The following is an 18506-nucleotide window of genomic DNA, read 5'->3' on the forward strand; positions in this document are numbered from 1 at the left end:
AGCACGCTCGCTCGCCACACCAAGGTTCTAGACTGCCCAGCGCTGCTGCGCCAAGCGATCACTTTCCCTTTCCTCGACCCAGCGCTCACCCGTCGGCGTCCGTTCACGCTTCCAGAACGGTGCGCGAGTCTTCAGGTAGTCCATCAGGAACGCACAGGCGTCAAAGGCGGCCTGCCGATGCTCACTCGCCACGCCGACAAAGACGATGGGCTCACCGACCTTCAGCGCGCCCACCCGGTGCACGATGCTCACCCGTTGCAACGGCCAGCGTTCATGGGCTTGATCGACGATCAGTTGCAAGGAGCGCTCGGTCATGCCCGGGTAATGTTCAAGGAATAACTCGCTGACCGGGTCCCCTTGGTTGATATCGCGCACATAACCCACGAACGTGGACACGGCGCCCACGCCTGGGTCTTCGGCGTGGACGCTGCGGGTCAGTTCACCCAGATCGAACAGCGCTGTCTGAACCTGCACAGGCATGGGTCAACCTCCGGTCACGGGTGGGAAGAACGCAATTTCGTCGAAGTCCTCTATCACGGCATCCGGGGTGCACAGTTCGTGATTCAGCGCGCACATCAGGCTGGACTCACCCAGCACTTGCTGCCAGATCTCACCTCGGGCACACAGTCGTTGCCTGACGTCCTCAAGGGTGCGCAAAGACTCATCCAGCGCGATTTTCTCGCCGCCGCTGCCCAGTTGATCGCGATAACGCGCAAAGTAGTTGATCAGGATCATTGGGCGTCACCGGCGATAAACGTCCCCGACTTGCCGCCCGCTTTCTTCAGCAACTGGATACGGTCAATGATCATCCCCCGGTCTACCGCCTTGCACATGTCATAGATCGTCAAGGCTGCCACGCTGGCTGCGGTCAGGGCTTCGAGTTCGACGCCGGTCTGGCCGGTGAGCCGGCAGGTGCTGACGATCCTCACACTGTCGGGCTCCACGGCCTGCAGTTCGAGGTGAATCGAACTGAGCATCAACGGGTGGCAGAGCGGGATCAGTTCGTGGGTTCTCTTTGCCGCCATGATCCCGGCGATACGCGCGACCGCAAAAACGTCGCCCTTGGGGTGTCCATTGTGTTGGATCAACTCCAGGGTCGACGGCTGCATGCGCACCCAAGCCTGGGCCTGGGCTTCACGGGTGGTGGCCGCTTTGTCTGTGACGTCGACCATGCTGGCCCGGCCGGCAGCGTCCAGATGTGTCAGTGAGTGGGGGTGTTCGTGCATGGGGGACCTCGGATCAGTTCAGAATGAAATCGATGGGTTGCAGCACGGGAGGCAGTGCTGTCGCGCCATTGGCGTGGAGGACTTCGCGTTCAATAGTGCGCACGATGGCATTGGTCGGCAGGTCGTTTTCGTCGTAGCCAAAGGGGTCTTCCAGCTCATCGCCAATCGCATCCAGGCCAAAAAACGTGTAGCTCACGATCGCGGTGAACAGCGGCGTCAGCCAACCCAATGGCTCGGCCATGGCGAAGGGCAGCAAGATGCAGAACATGTAGCTGGTGCGGTGCAACAACAGCGTGTAGGGGAAGGGCAGCGGGGTGCTTTTGATGCGCTCGCAAACCGTTTGTGTGCGGGTCAGCTCGCTCAAGTGCCCGGCCATCACCTGGTAGCGCCATTCGCTGATGTTCCCCGACTCGGCCAGCGTCGAGCATTGCTGGGTGACACGGCCAATGATGCTTTCCGGGATATTGGGGGTGTTGGCCGATGGCAACCGGTCCAGCCAAGGCTCCGCCACGCTCAACTCGTCTTCACGGCGCAGCCTGGCGTTCAGCGCGTGGGCGAACCCGCACAGGTTGCGCAGGATGTCACGGCGCTGGCGAGCATCCTTGATGACTTGGGTTTCGCGAATCATTGCGCGCACCTGCGTCACCATCAGGCCGAGCGCTTTGCGCCCTTCGTACCAGCGGTCATAGCAGGCGTTGTTGCGAAAACTCATGAAGATCGAGAGTGACAAGCCCAGCAGCGTGAAGGGCGTGGCGTTGACCCTGGAGAAGTACGCCGGGTGCAGGGTCTCGACCAGCACGATTGCCGAGGCCAGCAGTGTCACCAGCAGGCTGCGCAGCGCGATGCGCCTGGCGACGGAGCCCTTGAGCGAAATCAAGACACCGATCAGGTTGGGTTTGGCTCGGACGATCATGCGCTACAGCCTTCTGCAAAAAGAGGGAAAACCGGGCGGTCAACCGCCCGTCATGTTCATGAAGCGGACAACCTGCACGTCATCGTTGAGCTCGAAGTTATGCCGGTACGGCTTGAGTTTCATCGACTCTAGAATGGCGCTCTGCAGTCGTTGCGGCTCACCCGGATAACGGCGCAAGACTTCCTTGAGATCGACCGAATGTTCATTGCCCAGGCACAGCAGCAGCCGGCCCTCCACGGTCAGCCGTACCCGGTTGCACGTGCCGCAGAAGTTATGGCTGTGCGGTGAAATGAAGCCCAGGCGAATATGCGGCGCCTCGGCCAGGCGCCAGTAACGTGAAGGGCCTTGGGTCGATTCCGCAGAGTCGATCAGGGTGTAGCGCTCGGCGATACGCTCGCGCACTTGCGCGCTGGAGTAGAACGCCTCGGCACGGCTGTGTTCGCTGATGACGCCCAAGGGCATTTCTTCGATAAACGAAATATCCAGGCCTCGGTCGATGGCGAACGCCACGAGGTCGTTGATTTCGTGATCGTTGCGTCCCTTCATCACCACGCAATTGAGCTTGGTGCGTTGGAAACCCGCCGCATTCGCCGCGTCGATACCGGCGATCACCTTGGCCAAGTCGCCGGTGCGCGTCAGTTCGCGAAAGCGCGCCGGGTCCAGGCTGTCGAGGCTGATGTTCAGGCGTTTGAGCCCGGCATCGAACAGCGGTGCGGCCAGCTTGCCCAATTGCGAGCCGTTAGTGGTCATGCACAACTCGCGCAGGCCGGGCAGCGCCGCGATGCGCCGGCACAGCTCAACGACGCCCGGGCGGATCAAGGGTTCGCCGCCGGTCAGGCGGATTTTTCGCGTGCCCAGCGTCACAAAACTTTCGGCCAGTTGATAAAGCTCTTCCAGCGTGACGATGCGCTGGCGCGGCAGGAACTCCATGTCTTCAGCCATGCAATACACACAACGGAAATCGCAGCGGTCGGTCACCGACATCCTGAGGTAGTCGACCCGGCGAGAAAAACTATCCATCAAGATTTGGTCGGTCATTAGAACCTCCGGCAGCGACTCATTGACCGTAGTCAGGGCGCTGGTTTTTTGGGGCTCAATAGGAATAAGAGCCTTGTTTGAGTCAAGGCTAAAGTTGTTTTTTAAGTTCGTCTAATCACTATTAGCAACCGGCTGATCGACGAAATCTATGAGGTTTTATTTGTTATTTTAATTTCGGTTTTGTGGTTTTATCTTGTTGAAAATAAAGGCTGTTTTTCTTGATAGATGGTTTCGATGGGGTGGTCATTATTTGTGATTAGACAGGGTATTCAGGCGCGCATAGTCTGAACGCGCAACCCGATGTAGAGCCCGTGAAACGGGTCGGCGCAAATGACGTTTAGTTGTTGATAACGAGGTTTGCGTTTTGCGATGCCTGAAGAACAACCATTAATAAAGGCTTTAAGTTAGGCCGCCGCCTACGTGTGAAGTCTTGGAGAAATACCATGAGCGAAGTTGAGCGTTATAAACCGTACAAGGGGGCGGCCGCAGGTTGGGGCGCACTGATTGCGGTGACGAAAAACTGGCTGGGCAGTGAAAACGCATTCAAGAACATCCGCGCGATGCTCAAGACCAACCAGAATGGCGGCTTTGACTGCCCGGGTTGTGCATGGGGCGAGTCGCCGGAAAGCGGCATGGTCAAGTTCTGCGAGAACGGCGCCAAGGCGGTTAACTGGGAAGCCACCGGGCGCCTGGTCAACCCGGCATTCTTCAATAAATACACGGTGTCGCAGTTGGCGGCGCAAAGTGACTATTGGCTTGAGTATCAGGGGCGCCTGACGCACCCGATGCGTTATGACGCCTCGCTGGACCGTTATGTCGAAACCAGTTGGGACGACGCCTTTGCCTTGATCGCCAAGCACCTCAAGGAGCTGACGTCGCCGGATGAGGCAGAGTTCTATACCTCGGGCCGCGCCAGTAACGAAGCCGCTTACCTGTATCAGCTGTTCGTTCGCGCCTACGGTACCAACAACTTCCCCGATTGCTCGAACATGTGCCACGAGGCCAGCGGCCTGGGCATGGACGACAGCGTCGGCGTGGGCAAAGGCACGGTGACGTTTGATGACCTGGAGGAGGCCGATGCGATTTTCGTCATCGGGCAGAACCCGGGCACCAACCACCCACGCATGCTCGAGCCGCTGCGCGAGGCAGTGAAGCGCGGTGCCCAGGTGATTTGTTTCAACCCGCTCAAAGAGCGCGGCCTGGAACGTTTCCAGCACCCGCAGCATCCGCTGGAGATGCTCACCAACGGCTCCGAACCCACCTCGTCGGCGTACTTCCGTCCGGCCCTGGGGGGCGACATGGCGGCGTTTCGTGGCATCGCCAAGTTCCTGCTGGAATGGGAGCGTGATGCGCTGGAGAACAATGGCGAGGCCGTATTCGACCGTGCATTCATTGCCGAACACACCTCGGGCCTCGAGAGCTACCTGGCGGAAGTGGACGCCACTTCGTGGGAACACATTGTCGAGCAGTCCGGCCTGAGCCTCGCCGACATCGAGCTCGCTGCGCGCATGTACCGCCGCGCCAAACGCGTCATCATGTGCTGGGCGATGGGCGTGACCCAGCACACGCACTCGGTGTTGACCGTGCAGGAAATCATCAACGTGCAGCTGTTGCGCGGCAATATCGGCCGGCCGGGGGCAGGGCTGTCGCCAGTGCGTGGGCACAGTAATGTGCAGGGCGACCGCACCATGGGAATCAACGAGCTGGCGCCGCCGGAGTTGATCAATGCGCTGGAAGCACGCTTTGATTTCAAGGTGCCGCGCCGCCATGGCCACAACACGGTAATGGCGATTGCAGCCATGGAAGAGGGGCGCTCCAAAGTCTTCATTGGCCTGGGCGGCAACTTCGCGCAGGCGACGCCGGACACCCCACGCACCCACGCCGCGTTGCGCAAATGCGACCTGACCGTGCATATCGCCACCAAGCTCAACCGCAGCCATCTGGTGACCGGCCGCGAAGCCCTGATCCTGCCGTGCCTGGGCCGTACCGATATCGACATGCAGGAAGAAGGTCCGCAAGGCGTGACGGTGGAGGACACCTTCAGCATGGTGCACATTTCCCATGGCCAGCTGAAACCCAAGTCGTCATTGATGCGCTCGGAGCCGGCCATTATCGCCGGGATCGCCAATGCGACCCTGGGTAAACACCCGATCGACTGGCTGTGGGTGGTGGCTGACTACAGCCGTATCCGCGACTTGATCGCCGACACCATTCCCGGCTTCAAGGACTTCAACAAAAAACTGCTGCACCCTGGCGGCTTCCACCTGGGCAACAACGCAGCGCAACGCATCTGGAAAACTTCCAGCGGTAAAGCCCAGTTCACCTCTAGCGTGCTGCCTGCTCACTTGGTCAGCGAAGGCGTGCGCAACCTCGACGTCAAGCCGGATCTGATCCTGCAGACCATGCGTTCCCACGACCAGTACAACACCACGTTGTACGGGCTCGATGACCGCTATCGCGGGGTTTATGGCATGCGCGATGTGGTGTTCGTCAATGAGCAGGACATTCGCAAGCTGGGCTACGAGCCAGGGCAAAAGGTCGACATGGTGTCGCTGTGGGGCGATGGACGGGAGCGTCGGGTTAGCGGCTTCACGTTGATTGCCTACGATATTCCAGCCGGTCAGGCCGCTGCCTATTACCCGGAAACCAACCCGTTGGTGCCGTTGGAAAGCTACGGCGACCGTACCTATACCCCGACGTCGAAGTTCATCGCCATTCGGCTTGAACCGGCGCCGGCCAGCAACCTGATTCAGTCCCTCGGCGCTTGAGCCGGACCGGGGCGGTCTGAGCGTCGCCCCGGGTTTTGCTGATCACTGGACACCGTGCGTCACGGGCCACGAGGCCCAAGGCAAGCCGGGCTTGACCACTATGAGGGTATCGTCATGTTCAATCTTGAGGCGCTGGACCTGGCGCGAATTCAATTCGCGTTCACGGTCTCGTTTCACATTATCTTCCCCGCCATCACCATAGGCCTGGCCAGTTTCCTGGCCGTGCTTGAAGGGCTGTGGCTGAAAACCAACAACTCGGTCTACAAGGACCTGTATCACTTCTGGTCGAAAATCTTCGCCGTCAACTTCGGCATGGGAGTGGTATCGGGCCTGGTCATGGCTTACGAGTTCGGTACCAACTGGAGTCGGTTTTCTGACTTTGCCGGGAGCATCACCGGGCCGTTGCTCACCTATGAAGTGTTGACTGCATTCTTCCTGGAGGCAGGCTTCCTGGGAGTGATGCTGTTTGGCTGGAACCGGGTAGGGCGTGGGTTGCACTTCTTTTCCACGGTCATGGTTGCCATCGGTACGTTGATCTCCACGTTCTGGATTCTGGCCTCCAATAGCTGGATGCAGACACCGCAGGGGTTTTCCATCGTAGACGGCCGGGTCATGCCGCTGGACTGGTTCGCCATCGTCTTCAACCCGTCGTTCCCGTTCCGCCTGGCGCACATGGCCATTGCGGCGTTCGTCGCCACCGCATTTTTTGTCGGTTCGTCGGCCGCCTGGCATCTGCTGCGCAAGAACGACACGCCACCGGTGCGCAAGATGCTTTCGATGGCGATGTGGATGGCGTTGATCGTGGCGCCGATCCAGGCGGTCGTCGGTGACGCCCATGGCCTGAACACCCTGGAGCACCAACCGGCGAAAATTGCCGCTATCGAAGGGCACTGGGAGAACGTCGGTAACGAGGCAACGCCGCTGGTGCTGTTCGGCATTCCCGACATGGACGCCGAAAAGACCCGTTATGCAATCGAAGTCCCTTATCTGGGCAGCCTCATCCTGACCCACAGCCTGGATAAACAGATCCCGGCGCTCAAGAGCTTCCCTAAAGAGGACCGGCCGAACTCCACGATCATTTTCTTTAGCTTCCGGATCATGGCCGGGCTCGGGATGTTGATGATCTTCACCGGGTTGCTGGGGCTTGCCTTGCGTCGAAATGGCGCGCTGTATCGCAACCGCCTGTTCCTGCGCCTGGTGTTGTTCATGGGGCCAACCGGTCTTATCGCGATGCTGGCCGGGTGGATCACCACCGAGGTCGGTCGCCAGCCGTGGGTGGTCTACGGGCTGCTGCGCACTGCCGATGCGGCGTCCAATCACACCGTCACGCAGTTGAGCATCTCCCTGGCGTTGTTTGTGGTGATCTACTTCTCGGTATTTGCCGTGGGCATCGGCTACATGATGAAGCTGGTACGCAAGGGCCCGCAGCCCCATCACGACCATCCGCCTCAGGGTGGCCCCGGCCAGGAACGCACGCCACGCCGTCCCCTGTCCGCTGTCACCGAGACGCTGGCGTCCGGCGACCACACCAACTGATCAAGGGGATTACACATGGGCATTCAAGGTATAGACCTGTCGTTGATCTGGGGCGTGATCATTGCCTTCGGGGTGATGATGTACGTGATCATGGATGGCTTCGACCTGGGGTTGGGCATCCTGTTTCCGTTGATCCCGGACGAGCAGGAGCGCGACGTGATGATGAACACCGTGGCGCCGGTGTGGGACGGCAACGAGACCTGGCTGATCCTCGGCGGGGCGGCGTTGTACGGTGCGTTTCCGCTGGCCTATTCGGTGATTCTGGAGGCGTTGTACCTGCCGCTGATCTTCATGCTGGCTGGGCTGATCTTTCGCGGTGTGGCGTTTGAATTCCGCTTCAAGGCCAGCCCGCAAAAGCGGCATATCTGGGACATGGCCTTTATAGGCGGTTCGTTCCTGGCGACCTTTTGCCAGGGCGTGGTGATTGGTACCTACATTGCCGGCATCCCCGTGGTGAATCGCCAGTTTGCCGGTGGCACCCTGGATTGGTTGTCGCCATTCCCGCTGTTCTGCGGCGTGGGGCTTGTGGTGGCCTACGCATTGCTGGGCAGCACCTGGTTGCTGGTCAAGACCGAAGGCATGCTTGAATCGCGGATGCGCCTGTTCAGTCACTACCTGGCGTTCGCGCTGATGGCGGTGGTGGCGGTGTTGTGTGTATGGACACCGTGGCTGCACCCGGAAATTGCCACGCGCTGGTTCGCCCATGCCCACATCGCGGTGTTCGGCGTACTGATGCTGCTGGGGGTACTGGCCCTGGTCGGGCTGTTGAAGACCTTGCGTCAACATCACTCCCACTGGCCGTTCGTGTTCACGCTGGTGTTGGTATTCCTGGGTTATATCGGCCTGGCCTTCAGCATCTGGCCAAATATCGTGCCGCCGTCCATCAGCCTGTGGGACGCCGCATCACCACCGTCCAGCCAGTTGTTCATCCTGATTGGCACCTTGTTCATCCTGCCGATCATCCTGATGTACACCTGCTGGAGCTACTACGTGTTCCGCGGCAAAGTGAGGATTGGCGATGGCTACCATTAAGGCTGAAAAACCGCTGCCTTTTTACAAGCAGGTGGCACAGTTGAGCCTGCTGTTTTTAGGTGGGCTGATCATGTTGGCCGCCACGACGGCCCTGACGATGGAGTTGACCCATGGAACGCTCTGAAGTGTCGCAAACCCAACATAAGCCGGGCCCCTGGTACCAGCGGGTGCTTTGGCTGATCGCTATTTGGTTCGCCAGTGTGGTCGCACTCGGCATCGTGGCCAGTGGTTTTCGCTGGATGATGCACATGGCCGGCATGACCAGCCATTAAGCGCGCATTTCACCCCATGAAAGTCCGGCGCTCAAGGTAGCGCCGGATCTAGGAGAGCAACATGTCGGAACGTATTGATAAAACGCATCCCGTTGAATACGAGACAAAAAAAGGTGTCGTGGTACAGATTGGCTTCAGTTGGAGTCCGCCGCTTGATGTGCCGGTTGGGGCTACGCTGACCCTGGCAGGGTCAACCCCCCTCATGGCCTATGTCGAGGGCGATCACTGGGGCAGTTATGGCCAAGCGTTTGAAGAGTCACAAGCCGCCGCCGATCGCTGGGTGAGTTTTCTGCCTCGATAATTGGGGGGACCGGTGCCAAGGCAATTGTTTGGGCCTACGCGACCAGCCAGTACTGTGGAGCAGCGGCAGTTGTTTATGACTTCAGCCCCAGCCGCGCCGGATAGCATGCATGCAACTTTCTGTAAGACTGGAAGGGCAAACTGGTCTGTGATGATTTTGGTGGTTACAAGGCCAGTTTTGAACTCGGCGTGACCGAGATGGCTGCATGGCCTACGCGAGGCGAAAGTTCTTCGAACTACACGCTACGAACAAGAGCCAGTTGGCCGAGCATGCCCTGCGTTACATTCAGGTGCTGTACGAAATTGAGCTTGAAGTCTACGACTTTGAATCGGATTTACGCCACAGCGGGCTTTTACGTCAGGATCTTCACCAGGTCGATGTGCCGTTTACATCATCTGTTATTGCGCTATCGCAAAACCATAAGGGTGAATCGTGGTACTGCAACAACCACAGGGCTAGGTACTCGGGGCTCTTCACCCTGCCTCAGATTCGCTATGGTGGGTCGCTATTGTCCAGGCTATACGCGCCAGAGAGTGGCGTCGCCTGAGCAATGATCGCAGCCTGTTTGGTGGTCCAGCCTCTGCATGTAGAGCCGGGCACACTGCACCGTAAGCGTCCTGTTAAGCCGCCTTGACCTAAACCGATACGGTTACCGCATGAGAAGCCTTACCCGGCCTGACCCCGCGCGATCCTCCCTGCTTTCACTTCGTCCGCATACCCCGTCAGCCGATCCTCATCCGCATGAAGCACGGTGCACATCCTAAGCACGGCCTGGGCGTCTGCGTCATTCCCTGCCTGGCTAAGTCGCTCTGCAATCCTCATCAGCTCTACTGCTGACCACTTTAGGTCGGAGGCGATGCCTTGCAGATCGCGCTTGAGGTCTTGGCTGGGTTTGGTGAGGGGCATAAAGTTACCTAAAGATTTCTTTCAATTGATCCTGTCGTTTGAGAAGTATGGCCAGAAACAATGGTTGAACTCAAGTTTGCGGAGAGTCAGAAAACTCCTCCGACCAAGGACTGATCGCTCTGCGCGAGTGCCAGGCGCAAGACACGACATTCCTCCAACTAGTGAGTTCGCGACGATGTTAAGCACCGAAGTTTTTCCGCGACCTGTACGCATCGTTTGGGCTGCTGGCTGTAAGCATCCGCCCAACTCACCTTGCGTAAATCAGGCCGGCACCCACTGATGCGGTAGCAACTGCCCGATCTCACTGGCCCGCTGTGTCGGCAGCCGCGTCAGTACATCCTTGAGATAGGCATACGGATCACGCCCATTCATGCGTGCCGACTGGATCATGCTCATGATCGCCGCCTTGCGGATTACGTTGACGTTGATGCCGTGGCTGATAGCGACGCTGAATAGCGTTGCGCCCGGTTGCAGGCACTCCTGAACAGCCTGGGCCTTGAAAGGTTTTGAATAGGAGCTTCGTTGGCGCATGGAAATACTAACATTAAGGGCCATCGCGTCCGCTTAAAAATACGCGGATACGCCGCCCAACCCACTGGTCATGGAATGCGTGCGACTATTTCCATGGCACTAAACGAGATCGGCTACCCCAGAAGGCGCATCGATGCTCAGCGTTGACATGCGGGGGCTGAGCAGGTCTGTACGACCTATAACCATGCTAGGTATGTCGAGTCGCTGCGAACCATGATGCAGGATTGGCCAACCGCTGGGACCTGTGGATGCAGGGCAACCATGAGGCCGCGCGTGCGTCACTGACGATTCGGTTAGAGGGAACGGCTTCATTGCAAGAGGTGTTGGGGGAGGGGCGGCAGTTAGTTGCTTTATAACGTAGCTGCGACTCCTGAGAGAGTTAAAACTTCCTAAAATGTTGCTGCGCACTTGGCCGTCCTGGACAGGATGGTAGTGAAACCGATGGTGTTATAAAAAGGCATTTGTCGTGGTTACTTTGTAAGCCTCCGCTCAACACACCTTGGGCGATTAAACGGTCGCCCACCGGTTTGGCAATAGCTCTGCAATCTCACTTGCACGCTGTATCTGCAGGCAAGTAAAAGCATCTTTCATATAAGTCTACGGATCATATCTGTGAGGGGGAGATGTGCCGCAAGTAAGTGCGGCACTGATGAGTCACCCTGGACGTTTGGCGATTAGCTTCGGGTAAACGGCGTCAGCGTCAGAACTCTGATTTTCTCTGTCGAAAATCCGGTAACGAGTAGTTTCCTTTGTTGCCTGCACGAAGATCAGTGCCTAGGGGCTTGTATCCCTTTTGCACGGTCATGACCTGGTGCAGACCAAGCTCATGATGAGCTGACGGTGGGAAACCTTGGATGATATTCGCGAAGTTATTTGCCATCGATCGAATACTTTCCAGGGCCTGTAATGCCTAGCAGCAGGAAGCCGCCCATGATGCTGATGTTCTTGAAAAAGTGGATCATGTTGGCTGAGCGCTCTGGGTCAACCATAGTCCAAAAGTGATGCCCGATCAGAGACGTGCCGAGTACGAACAAGATATAGAGAAATGCGAGTGGGCGAGTGTAGAAACCCAGGATAATCACGATAGCGACAAAGAACTCCATGACGACGGCAATTCCCGCAGCGACCATGGGCATGGGCGCTCCGAGTGAACTCATGTAGGTAACGGTACCGTCAAAGTTGGTCAATTTACCCCAGCCGGTAATTATGAAAAGGATCATTAGCAGGATGCGAGCGAGCAGGATGAGTTCGTTTCTTTGATTCTGGAACAGGTTGTATCTCATGAGTACTTTCCTCAGGTGATGTAGTTTTAATATTAACACCCACCCATAAGTTTGGACCGTATTTTTCATGTCCATGACCTTTACGAGTGGCTATTTCGCGACGTCGAGTCGTCGGTATCGACCTTCACGTCGTGGCTCAAACGGGTCGCTAGCTTGCAGCATCAGATCAACGAAACTCCGACGTTGAGATCGCTTCTATGGAAGCAGAACGTCTCGGCATACGGTTTGAAGGCTTCGATTGCCATGGCATAGAACCTCCAAATGCAGATTCGTGGAGCAACACCAAGCAGGTAATGATCTTTGCTTCACAGATAATAACCTCCGCTTTCATCAACTTTGCGGCCCGCGGGCAGGGCCACCACGAGAAACTCCAACCTTAGCAGGGCGTAAGGGGCGCGCTCCGATGGAATAGCCAGGCTCAGCCACCAACGTAACTGTGCCATGCGGCACACTAGGGTCTTCGGTCTCAAATATTGCTTCGTGAAAATTTGGATCGAATGCCTCCCCTACTGGATTGAGCTTCCTAACGCCATGCTTTTCCAACGAGCGCAGCAATTCTTTCTCTGTGAGCTCGACTCCCTCGACCACCGTCTTGATCGGCCCTTCGTCTCGACGAACATCGTCAGGTATGCTACTGACCGCACGATCAAGGTTGTCTGCCACCCTTGCCATGTCACGCGCAAACTCGGTGACAGCGTATTGTCGTGCGTTGCTGACGTCCCGTTCCGAGCGTTTGCGTATATTTTCGGTCTCCGCCAGAGCGCGTAGCAGCCGGTCTTGAAGCTCTTTATTTTCAGCTTCCAGGCTCGTGATCTTGTCAGCCGTCGCAGTATCAGTGTCACCCGTTATCTGTTCTTGCTTGCCGTTACTGGTATCAGCATGCTCAGTCGTTGATTGCAGATCGCTGGGGGCTGGTTTGTGCTGTTCGTGATCTTTGTCTTTATCGTCGATCATTTGATTGTTCCTTCTCAATGTTTCAAGAAACCAGAAAGACTATCCACCTTGATGGATGCGGGTAGAGCTCAGGGAATGGTACCCAATTGGCAGGCAAAGCCAATCAGTGTTATGCCCTGAAACATCAGATCTACGGCCAGAAGGATGTCGAGCGACGATGCGCTGTTGACAGGCCATCCTATCAGGAAAACAAATCCTGCCAATGTTGTTACCACGCCGGATGTGAAGATCCATTTCCATCCTTTGGTCGGTCTAGCCCGAGTGGCGAGGAGCACTCGGGCTAGACCGGACAACAAGATCAGCGCAGCAATCAAGAAGGTAAGGAAAATCGATACAACACTAGGATTTAAAATGGCTGTGGTTCCGGCGGCGGCATACGACAGACCGCTAATGAGCCAAAGAAAAAAGCCACCCCAGGTGCGTAAGCGAAGCGCGTGAAAGAGTTGTGCAGCTCCCGCCAATGTGATCAAAGTACCGACGTGGAAGTTGGCAACCATCCTGGAATAAAAGAGATTGCCGGCCGCGATACCGCCAAGGGCGATGAAGACAACACCAAGGAAAAGAAACCAGCCCCATTTCGTGCCTGCATTAGCAAATGTTCCCGTCCGAGCGGAAATATCGGTAGTCGATGCCATCTGCAGTCTCCGTCGTTTACTCGACCCTCCAGGAGCCGGGACTCTGGTTTTGGGGCGGCGAACTGGTATGCCTGTTGTGATTGATGGAAATACACCTCACGTCTATTGGTAATTTAGGACGCAAAGACTGTGCCAGCAAAAAAAACCTCACTAAAACAATGTTTTATCGAATGGTGTATAAATTGAAGCAGACATATTGTCTGGCATCGAGCGGACAATATGTCCAAGAGAACGCCAAATGGGTCTGCTTTAACCCAGACTAACTTGTTCCATTTTTTGTGACCGGAAACATCAAATCGCTTCCGGCAGCCAAACAGTAAACGTCGTGCCTTCTCCCGGTTTGCTGGTCACGGAAATTGTGCCCCCATTCCGCGTTACCAGCATCTGACTGATGGAGAGACCAAGACCGGTTCCCTCGCGGCGTTTGGTCGTAAAAAAGGGATCGAAAATTCTAATTGCCACTTCTGGCGCCATACCGTCCCCGTTATCGGAAACCTCAACCAACACGCCCGGTGTCTGATCCATATCGGAATCGAAGCTTCGTAGAACAAGCTTCCCCCCTTGCGGTAAGGCATGACATGCGTTGACGATCAAATTGACAAGAACCTGCTGAAGTTCAGTTCGACTCATAACTATTAATCGGGTTGCCCGGTCATCCCGTTCGATTGAGATCATCGTGTTCTTCAGGAGATGGTGCACAAGCGGTAGCGTATCGTCGATAACGTCGGCGACGATATAACGCTCAAAAACTCCAGCATATTCCTGCGGTTTCGAAAACCTCAGGAGTTTGGTGACCATCTCACTGATGCGCATCAATTGCTGATCGATGAGGCGGAACTCGTTCTTCGCATTATCGGCATCAGATCCGATGATACTTTGAATCACCTCGATATTGCCCTGTATTACCGCGATCGGATTGTTAATCTCATGAGCAATGCCTGCGGTGATCTCTCCGATGGCCGCAAGCTTCTCTGACATGATCAGTTTCTTCGACGTGGTCTCCAGCTGCTCGTTTGCTTGCTGAAGCTCACGTGCTCGCTCTTCTACACGCTGATTGAGCTCGGTGTTCCAGAGGCGCAGTTCAACGTCACGTTCTTGAACCTGATTGAGTAGATGATCCAGTTCGGATGCCACCTGACCGATTTCGTCGGTCATGTGCGGAAGGCCAGTCCTGGCTGATAAGTCGCCACTTTCCACCTCACAGATCGTGCGGGTCATTCGCTCCAGCGGGCGGAAGATATTTCCTGTCCACACTAGAAACAACGGAACTGTGGCTGCGACGGCTACGCCAAACGCAATGACGATTGCGATCAGTGTTTCACGTTTCGCATTGGTGAAGGGTTTTTGCAGGAAACCTACATACAGCATTCCCACTCGCCGGTCATAGCTGTCGAGAAGCGGTTCATAAGCAGAAATGTACCAGTCATTGACAACAAAGGCCTGTTCCCGCCAGGTTTTTCCGTACTTCAGTACTGCTTCGCCCACTTCTTTAGATACACGCGTTCCGATCGCGCGTTTCCCTTCGTAGAGGCTGACATTGGTGCTGATGCGTATGTCTGAAAGAAATACCGTAGCGGTTCCATTACTATCGGAAGGGAGGCTGCCTTCGTTGTAAATCAACTGGTTGATAGCATCGACAAACGAGCTGTTATTGTTCAACAACACCCCGGCAATCAACGCTCCCCGACGACCATCGCCGAGTGTAGCGGTGCTCGCCGAATGCAGGATGAGGCCACGTGTTTCCAGACGCGCTGGCGTATTCTCATCCTCTTGTAATGCTATCAAGTCAATCTTGGCCTGATCCGCCAATTGCGGCGACAACGATGAGAGTTCCTGCTGATTGAAAACGTCGAACCGCGCCGCTGGATGGCCATTAAGGGCAGCCTTGACAATTGGCCAGTCCCAGCGTGGTGACTCCGTCGCAAGAACACGGCTGCTCGCTATTATCCGACCTACATCGTCGATGAGATACAGAAAATCCAGCCCCCGCACTCTAGCGGTTTCATCAAGAAATTCATCGATTTTGGTGGCCGGAACATTTCTGCCCGAGGTGAGATCGCGGAAACGTGCAGACTTGCTCACAGCCGAAATGCGCTCTTCGGTGCCATTAAGCATCTTGTCAACGTACAGATGGGCAATCGTGAGGTCGTCGTTGACTTTAGATATAGCTAGACCATCGAAACGGGAGTTCCAGCGATAGATGTTGATTGCCAACAAAATTGGGAGAATGACCAGCATCGGCACAAGCGCAATCGCTAGTAACCGGTAACGAATCCAGCCTTTAGGGGGCGGGTTATTGTTCAAGACTTTAGACATTCCAGCTTGCGCATTTGCGGTCGATCGTCTTGCGCGAAACTCTAAGGCGCCGCGCAGCCTCCTCGCGATCGCCACCAACTTCACGCAGGATGGTTAAAATATGCCGTTTCTCGATCTCGGCTAGGCTCTGCCCTCCGTTTTCAACGACTGGCGCAACGGCCCGTTCAGCCTCTTCCGGAAAACATCCAAGGATCACGGCCCGTTCGATAAAATTGCGTAACTCCCTGATGTTGCCCGGCCAATCGTAGCGAAGAAGATACGAACGGACATGCTCATCGATTTCAATAGCGGGCATACCCACCTGTTGGGCTACTTCGCTCATGAACAATGACGCCAGTTGGAGTACATCATTGCCGCGGTCCTTCAGTGCTGGCAGTTGGATGTGCACGACATTGATTCGGAAAAAGAGATCGGCACGGAACTGGCCTTCCTCTACGCGCCTTTCCAGATTTGCATTGGTCGCAAAAATAAATCTGGCGTCGAATGGAATTTCACGTTCGGCACCGACTGGTCTCACACGGCGATCTTCAAGCACGCGTAAAAGCTTGCTCTGCAACTGGAAGGGCATGTCAGCAATCTCATCTAGAAAAATCGTTCCCCCTTGAGCGTGCATGAATAGACCTTCACGGGTTCGATTTGCCCCAGAGAACGCACCTTTTAAATGGCCAAACAGTTCGCTTTCGATTATGTCGGCAGGGATCGCTCCGCAATTGATCGGTACGAATAGCTTGTCCGCCCTGTTCGAAAGTGAATGCAGCGAACGTGCTGCAACCTCTTTTCCGGTTCCTGAAGGACCTGTCAGCAGCACCGAAGTAGGTATTGGGGCCACACGGGCAATCATTTCACGAACCTTCTCCGTTGCTGGGGAGTTACCGATGAAATTATTGCGAAGAAAGCCCTGGTAGGCTGGAAAGTTGAGCTGATGCTGCAAAACATCAATTTCGCGCTGGAGTCGTATCCTATCGATACAGCGCGCGATCGAATTCAGCAATTGATTCGATCTGAAGGGCTTCAGAAGAAAATCGACCACGCCCACGCGCACTGCGTTTATAGCTGTGTCGAGATCCGCGTAGGCCGTCATCAGAATGACGTCTGCAAAAAAGCCGGTGGCGCGCTGATCGGCCAGCCAGTCAAGTCCATGCTGATCCGGCATGATGTTGTCGAGGATGACGACATCGAAATGCTGATCAACAAGCTTGTAGGACGCTTCAGCTGTACTCCCTGCCTCTTCAATGAGTTTGCAGCGTGGCCCAAGCGTCTTTACCAGAAAGTTTCGCATGCCCGGCTCGTCATCGACGACTAGAATGCAAGCCTGCGCAAGCCAAGGGCCGAACTCACGATCCTTGACGCGCTCTAACGTTTCATTGATCGGATCCTCTTCCATTTCGACTCCCTGGAACGCATTTTTGCGACAACTTCAGTCTGGCTCCTCTGCAGGAGAGGGCGGGTTGCATTACCGTCTGGGAGTGCCGCTAATGGACACTTCAGTTCGTTTTTCCCTTCATATCCACCTGCAACTGTTCGAATGCGTATCGCAAACCGTGCAATTGGTCGAGCAGATGAAGAATGACATCTATGCCGGCATCGTTCGCCCCTATTTTCTCTGCCAGCTCCCGGATCAGATATGCCCTCGCAACATCAGCATCCGAAAAGCTCAGCCCCAACGATGTTTGCTCAGGGAAAAACCATTCTTGTTCGATCCAGAATTCAAGCGTTTGGACCTGCAGACCGGAACGAATGAGAAACTCCTTCTTCGTTATGATCATGATTTGTCCTCGCGCGGATTAAAGTCTTTGCCGGTATCCCAATTTGAAATGAAAGCTTCAAGATCGGAATCCGGTTGCTTTGGTAAGACAATGCTGAGTTTGACAAACTCGTCACCGAATCCACCACCATGGCGGGGAGCTCCCTTCCCACGAAGTCTCAGCTTCGTGCCTGTATTAGATCCCTTCGGTATGGCCATCGAAACATCGCCTGTGGGCGTCGGGACACGTATCTTCCCGCCAAGCACTGCCTCTGACAGTGAAATCGGTAGTTCCAATGAGATATCGTCTCCGTTGCGACTGAATCGGGAGTCAGGGAGTACCTCGATTTGAATCAGCGCATCCCCGCTGATGCCTTTACCGGCACCTGGCGCCCCCTTGCCCTTAAGTCGAAGGATTTTGCCATCGATAAGCCCCGCGGGAATGCTGACATCCAGGGTTCCGCCGCCTGGAAGCGTCAGACGTTTGTTTGCACCGGCGATCGATTCGACGAAGGATATGGGTAATGTGTAATGCAGGTCCTCGCCACGCCGATTTGCGCGATGTCGCTGGCTGCCTCGTAAAATTTCCGCGAAGACATCGTCAGAATCCATGAAATCAGCGAATCCCGAAGTGTCCATGTAAGGGTGCCCGCCATCCGAGTGCGCGAAATCCCGATAGTAATGATGTTGTGGTCGCTCGGTCCCAGTTTCGTCGATTTCACCGCTGTCGAAGCGCTTCCGCTTTTCTGCGTCGCCCAGTAAGTCATAGGCTCCCGCGACCACCTTGAACTTTTCTTCGGCGGCCTTATCACCTGGATTCAAGTCGGGATGTAGCTTCTTTGCCAGCTTGCGATAGGCAGACTGGATTTCTGCGGATGACGCGGTCGGGCTGACACCAAGGGTCTCATACGGATTGTTCACGTCTTACTCCGGCTTGTTGAGTTTCCCAATTCAAACTCCTGTTCACGGCCGCGAAAAGGCAAGGGAAGACCTCACCTGGCGATTTCGCAACGTTTCGCCGCAAATCCATCCAACCGTAGCATCACGCAGG

The 18506-nt window shown here is 55.8% G+C and carries 19 protein-coding genes and 3 pseudogenes; 7 read left to right on the forward strand and 15 right to left on the reverse strand.

Annotation, left to right across the window (positions count from 1 at the left end; translation table 11 throughout):
• Positions 1-27: 27 nt before the first annotated feature.
• Genes moaE through moaA form a run of 5 tightly spaced genes read right to left on the reverse strand, consistent with a single transcriptional unit; the run spans position 28 to position 3177 of the window.
• Positions 28-480, reverse strand: a complete 453-nt coding sequence (gene moaE, locus RGV33_RS16420) for a molybdopterin synthase catalytic subunit MoaE (RefSeq protein ID WP_322145190.1) — start codon at positions 478-480, stop codon at positions 28-30.
• 3 nt (positions 481-483) lie between these two features.
• Positions 484-735, reverse strand: coding sequence for a molybdopterin converting factor subunit 1 (gene moaD / locus RGV33_RS16425; protein ID WP_248750252.1), 252 nt, complete (start codon positions 733-735; stop codon positions 484-486).
• On the reverse strand, positions 732-1226 hold the full coding sequence (gene moaC / locus RGV33_RS16430; protein ID WP_248750253.1) for a cyclic pyranopterin monophosphate synthase MoaC: 495 nt from the start codon (positions 1224-1226) through the stop codon (positions 732-734). The genes moaD and moaC overlap by 4 nt, the downstream gene beginning before the upstream one ends.
• Positions 1227-1239: 13 nt before the next feature.
• Positions 1240-2139, reverse strand: a complete 900-nt coding sequence (locus RGV33_RS16435; RefSeq protein ID WP_248750254.1) for a bestrophin family protein — start codon at positions 2137-2139, stop codon at positions 1240-1242.
• A 39-nt stretch (positions 2140-2178) separates the two neighbouring features.
• Positions 2179-3177 (reverse strand): GTP 3',8-cyclase MoaA, encoded by a 999-nt coding sequence (moaA, locus tag RGV33_RS16440; protein WP_322145191.1) that lies wholly within the window; start codon positions 3175-3177, stop codon positions 2179-2181.
• Positions 3178-3620: 443 nt separating this feature from the next.
• On the opposite strand from moaA, the gene RGV33_RS16445 reads away from it, so the two are divergent.
• The 7 genes and pseudogenes from RGV33_RS16445 to RGV33_RS16475 form a co-directional block, all read left to right on the forward strand.
• Entirely contained in the window at positions 3621-5945 is a 2325-nt protein-coding gene (locus RGV33_RS16445; protein ID WP_322145192.1) for an FdhF/YdeP family oxidoreductase, read from the forward strand.
• A gap of 114 nt (positions 5946-6059) precedes the next feature.
• Positions 6060-7481 carry a cytochrome ubiquinol oxidase subunit I gene (locus tag RGV33_RS16450; RefSeq protein ID WP_248750257.1) on the forward strand — a complete coding sequence of 474 codons (1422 nt, stop codon included), beginning with the start codon at positions 6060-6062 and terminating at the stop codon, positions 7479-7481.
• A 15-nt stretch (positions 7482-7496) separates the two neighbouring features.
• Entirely contained in the window at positions 7497-8513 is a 1017-nt protein-coding gene (cydB, locus tag RGV33_RS16455; protein WP_248750258.1) for a cytochrome d ubiquinol oxidase subunit II, read from the forward strand.
• Positions 8500-8637 (forward strand): hypothetical protein, encoded by a 138-nt coding sequence (locus RGV33_RS16460; RefSeq protein ID WP_200625427.1) that lies wholly within the window; start codon positions 8500-8502, stop codon positions 8635-8637. Before cydB ends, RGV33_RS16460 begins: the two co-directional genes overlap by 14 nt.
• On the forward strand, positions 8624-8785 hold the full coding sequence (locus RGV33_RS16465; RefSeq protein WP_248750260.1) for a DUF2474 domain-containing protein: 162 nt from the start codon (positions 8624-8626) through the stop codon (positions 8783-8785). The genes RGV33_RS16460 and RGV33_RS16465 overlap by 14 nt, the downstream gene beginning before the upstream one ends.
• Positions 8786-8846: 61 nt before the next feature.
• Positions 8847-9086, forward strand: coding sequence for a hypothetical protein (locus tag RGV33_RS16470; RefSeq protein WP_322145193.1), 240 nt, complete (start codon positions 8847-8849; stop codon positions 9084-9086).
• A gap of 17 nt (positions 9087-9103) precedes the next feature.
• A pseudogene (locus RGV33_RS16475) lies at positions 9104-9426 on the forward strand (IS66 family transposase); the annotation flags it as partial.
• Positions 9427-9752: 326 nt separating this feature from the next.
• On the opposite strand, the gene RGV33_RS16480 reads toward RGV33_RS16475, so the two are convergent.
• The 10 genes and pseudogenes from RGV33_RS16480 to RGV33_RS16525 form a co-directional block, all read right to left on the reverse strand.
• Positions 9753-9992, reverse strand: a complete 240-nt coding sequence (locus RGV33_RS16480) for a hypothetical protein (protein WP_322145194.1) — start codon at positions 9990-9992, stop codon at positions 9753-9755.
• A gap of 261 nt (positions 9993-10253) precedes the next feature.
• Positions 10254-10403 (reverse strand): annotated as a pseudogene (locus tag RGV33_RS16485) (transposase domain-containing protein); the annotation flags it as partial.
• A gap of 6 nt (positions 10404-10409) precedes the next feature.
• Positions 10410-10547, reverse strand: a pseudogene (locus tag RGV33_RS16490) (transposase); the annotation flags it as partial.
• 845 nt (positions 10548-11392) lie between these two features.
• Complete coding sequence (locus tag RGV33_RS16495) at positions 11393-11806, reverse strand: DoxX family protein (RefSeq protein WP_322145195.1); 414 nt, start codon at positions 11804-11806, stop codon at positions 11393-11395.
• A 330-nt stretch (positions 11807-12136) separates the two neighbouring features.
• Entirely contained in the window at positions 12137-12760 is a 624-nt protein-coding gene (gene grpE, locus RGV33_RS16500; RefSeq protein WP_322145196.1) for a nucleotide exchange factor GrpE, read from the reverse strand.
• Between the two features lie 68 nt (positions 12761-12828).
• On the reverse strand, positions 12829-13395 hold the full coding sequence (locus RGV33_RS16505; protein ID WP_322145197.1) for an HdeD family acid-resistance protein: 567 nt from the start codon (positions 13393-13395) through the stop codon (positions 12829-12831).
• A 291-nt stretch (positions 13396-13686) separates the two neighbouring features.
• Positions 13687-15711: a cache domain-containing protein gene (locus tag RGV33_RS16510; protein ID WP_322145198.1), complete on the reverse strand. Its 2025-nt coding sequence runs from the start codon at positions 15709-15711 to the stop codon at positions 13687-13689.
• Positions 15704-17095 carry a sigma-54 dependent transcriptional regulator gene (locus RGV33_RS16515; protein WP_322145199.1) on the reverse strand — a complete coding sequence of 464 codons (1392 nt, stop codon included), beginning with the start codon at positions 17093-17095 and terminating at the stop codon, positions 15704-15706. The genes RGV33_RS16510 and RGV33_RS16515 overlap by 8 nt, the downstream gene beginning before the upstream one ends.
• Before the next feature lie 100 nt (positions 17096-17195).
• Positions 17196-17477: a MerR family transcriptional regulator gene (locus RGV33_RS16520; protein ID WP_322145200.1), complete on the reverse strand. Its 282-nt coding sequence runs from the start codon at positions 17475-17477 to the stop codon at positions 17196-17198.
• Positions 17474-18376 (reverse strand): J domain-containing protein, encoded by a 903-nt coding sequence (locus RGV33_RS16525; protein WP_322145201.1) that lies wholly within the window; start codon positions 18374-18376, stop codon positions 17474-17476. The genes RGV33_RS16520 and RGV33_RS16525 overlap by 4 nt, the downstream gene beginning before the upstream one ends.
• Positions 18377-18506: the final 130 nt, after the last annotated feature.

It is taken from the genome of Pseudomonas sp. Bout1, from assembly GCF_034314165.1.
Classification (GTDB): domain Bacteria; phylum Pseudomonadota; class Gammaproteobacteria; order Pseudomonadales; family Pseudomonadaceae; genus Aquipseudomonas.

Coding starts and splice junctions, on each gene's coding strand:
- moaE (WP_322145190.1), bottom strand. CDS start 480: ATGCCTGTGCAGGTTCAGACAGCGCTGTTCGATCTGGGTGAACTGACC.
- moaD (WP_248750252.1), bottom strand. CDS start 735: ATGATCCTGATCAACTACTTTGCGCGTTATCGCGATCAACTGGGCAGC.
- moaC (WP_248750253.1), bottom strand. CDS start 1,226: ATGCACGAACACCCCCACTCACTGACACATCTGGACGCTGCCGGCCGG.
- RGV33_RS16435 (WP_248750254.1), bottom strand. CDS start 2,139: ATGATCGTCCGAGCCAAACCCAACCTGATCGGTGTCTTGATTTCGCTC.
- moaA (WP_322145191.1), bottom strand. CDS start 3,177: ATGACCGACCAAATCTTGATGGATAGTTTTTCTCGCCGGGTCGACTAC.
- RGV33_RS16445 (WP_322145192.1), top strand. CDS start 3,621: ATGAGCGAAGTTGAGCGTTATAAACCGTACAAGGGGGCGGCCGCAGGT.
- RGV33_RS16450 (WP_248750257.1), top strand. CDS start 6,060: ATGTTCAATCTTGAGGCGCTGGACCTGGCGCGAATTCAATTCGCGTTC.
- cydB (WP_248750258.1), top strand. CDS start 7,497: ATGGGCATTCAAGGTATAGACCTGTCGTTGATCTGGGGCGTGATCATT.
- RGV33_RS16460 (WP_200625427.1), top strand. CDS start 8,500: ATGGCTACCATTAAGGCTGAAAAACCGCTGCCTTTTTACAAGCAGGTG.
- RGV33_RS16465 (WP_248750260.1), top strand. CDS start 8,624: ATGGAACGCTCTGAAGTGTCGCAAACCCAACATAAGCCGGGCCCCTGG.
- RGV33_RS16470 (WP_322145193.1), top strand. CDS start 8,847: ATGTCGGAACGTATTGATAAAACGCATCCCGTTGAATACGAGACAAAA.
- RGV33_RS16480 (WP_322145194.1), bottom strand. CDS start 9,992: ATGCCCCTCACCAAACCCAGCCAAGACCTCAAGCGCGATCTGCAAGGC.
- RGV33_RS16495 (WP_322145195.1), bottom strand. CDS start 11,806: ATGAGATACAACCTGTTCCAGAATCAAAGAAACGAACTCATCCTGCTC.
- grpE (WP_322145196.1), bottom strand. CDS start 12,760: ATGATCGACGATAAAGACAAAGATCACGAACAGCACAAACCAGCCCCC.
- RGV33_RS16505 (WP_322145197.1), bottom strand. CDS start 13,395: ATGGCATCGACTACCGATATTTCCGCTCGGACGGGAACATTTGCTAAT.
- RGV33_RS16510 (WP_322145198.1), bottom strand. CDS start 15,711: ATGTCTAAAGTCTTGAACAATAACCCGCCCCCTAAAGGCTGGATTCGT.
- RGV33_RS16515 (WP_322145199.1), bottom strand. CDS start 17,095: ATGGAAGAGGATCCGATCAATGAAACGTTAGAGCGCGTCAAGGATCGT.
- RGV33_RS16520 (WP_322145200.1), bottom strand. CDS start 17,477: ATGATCATAACGAAGAAGGAGTTTCTCATTCGTTCCGGTCTGCAGGTC.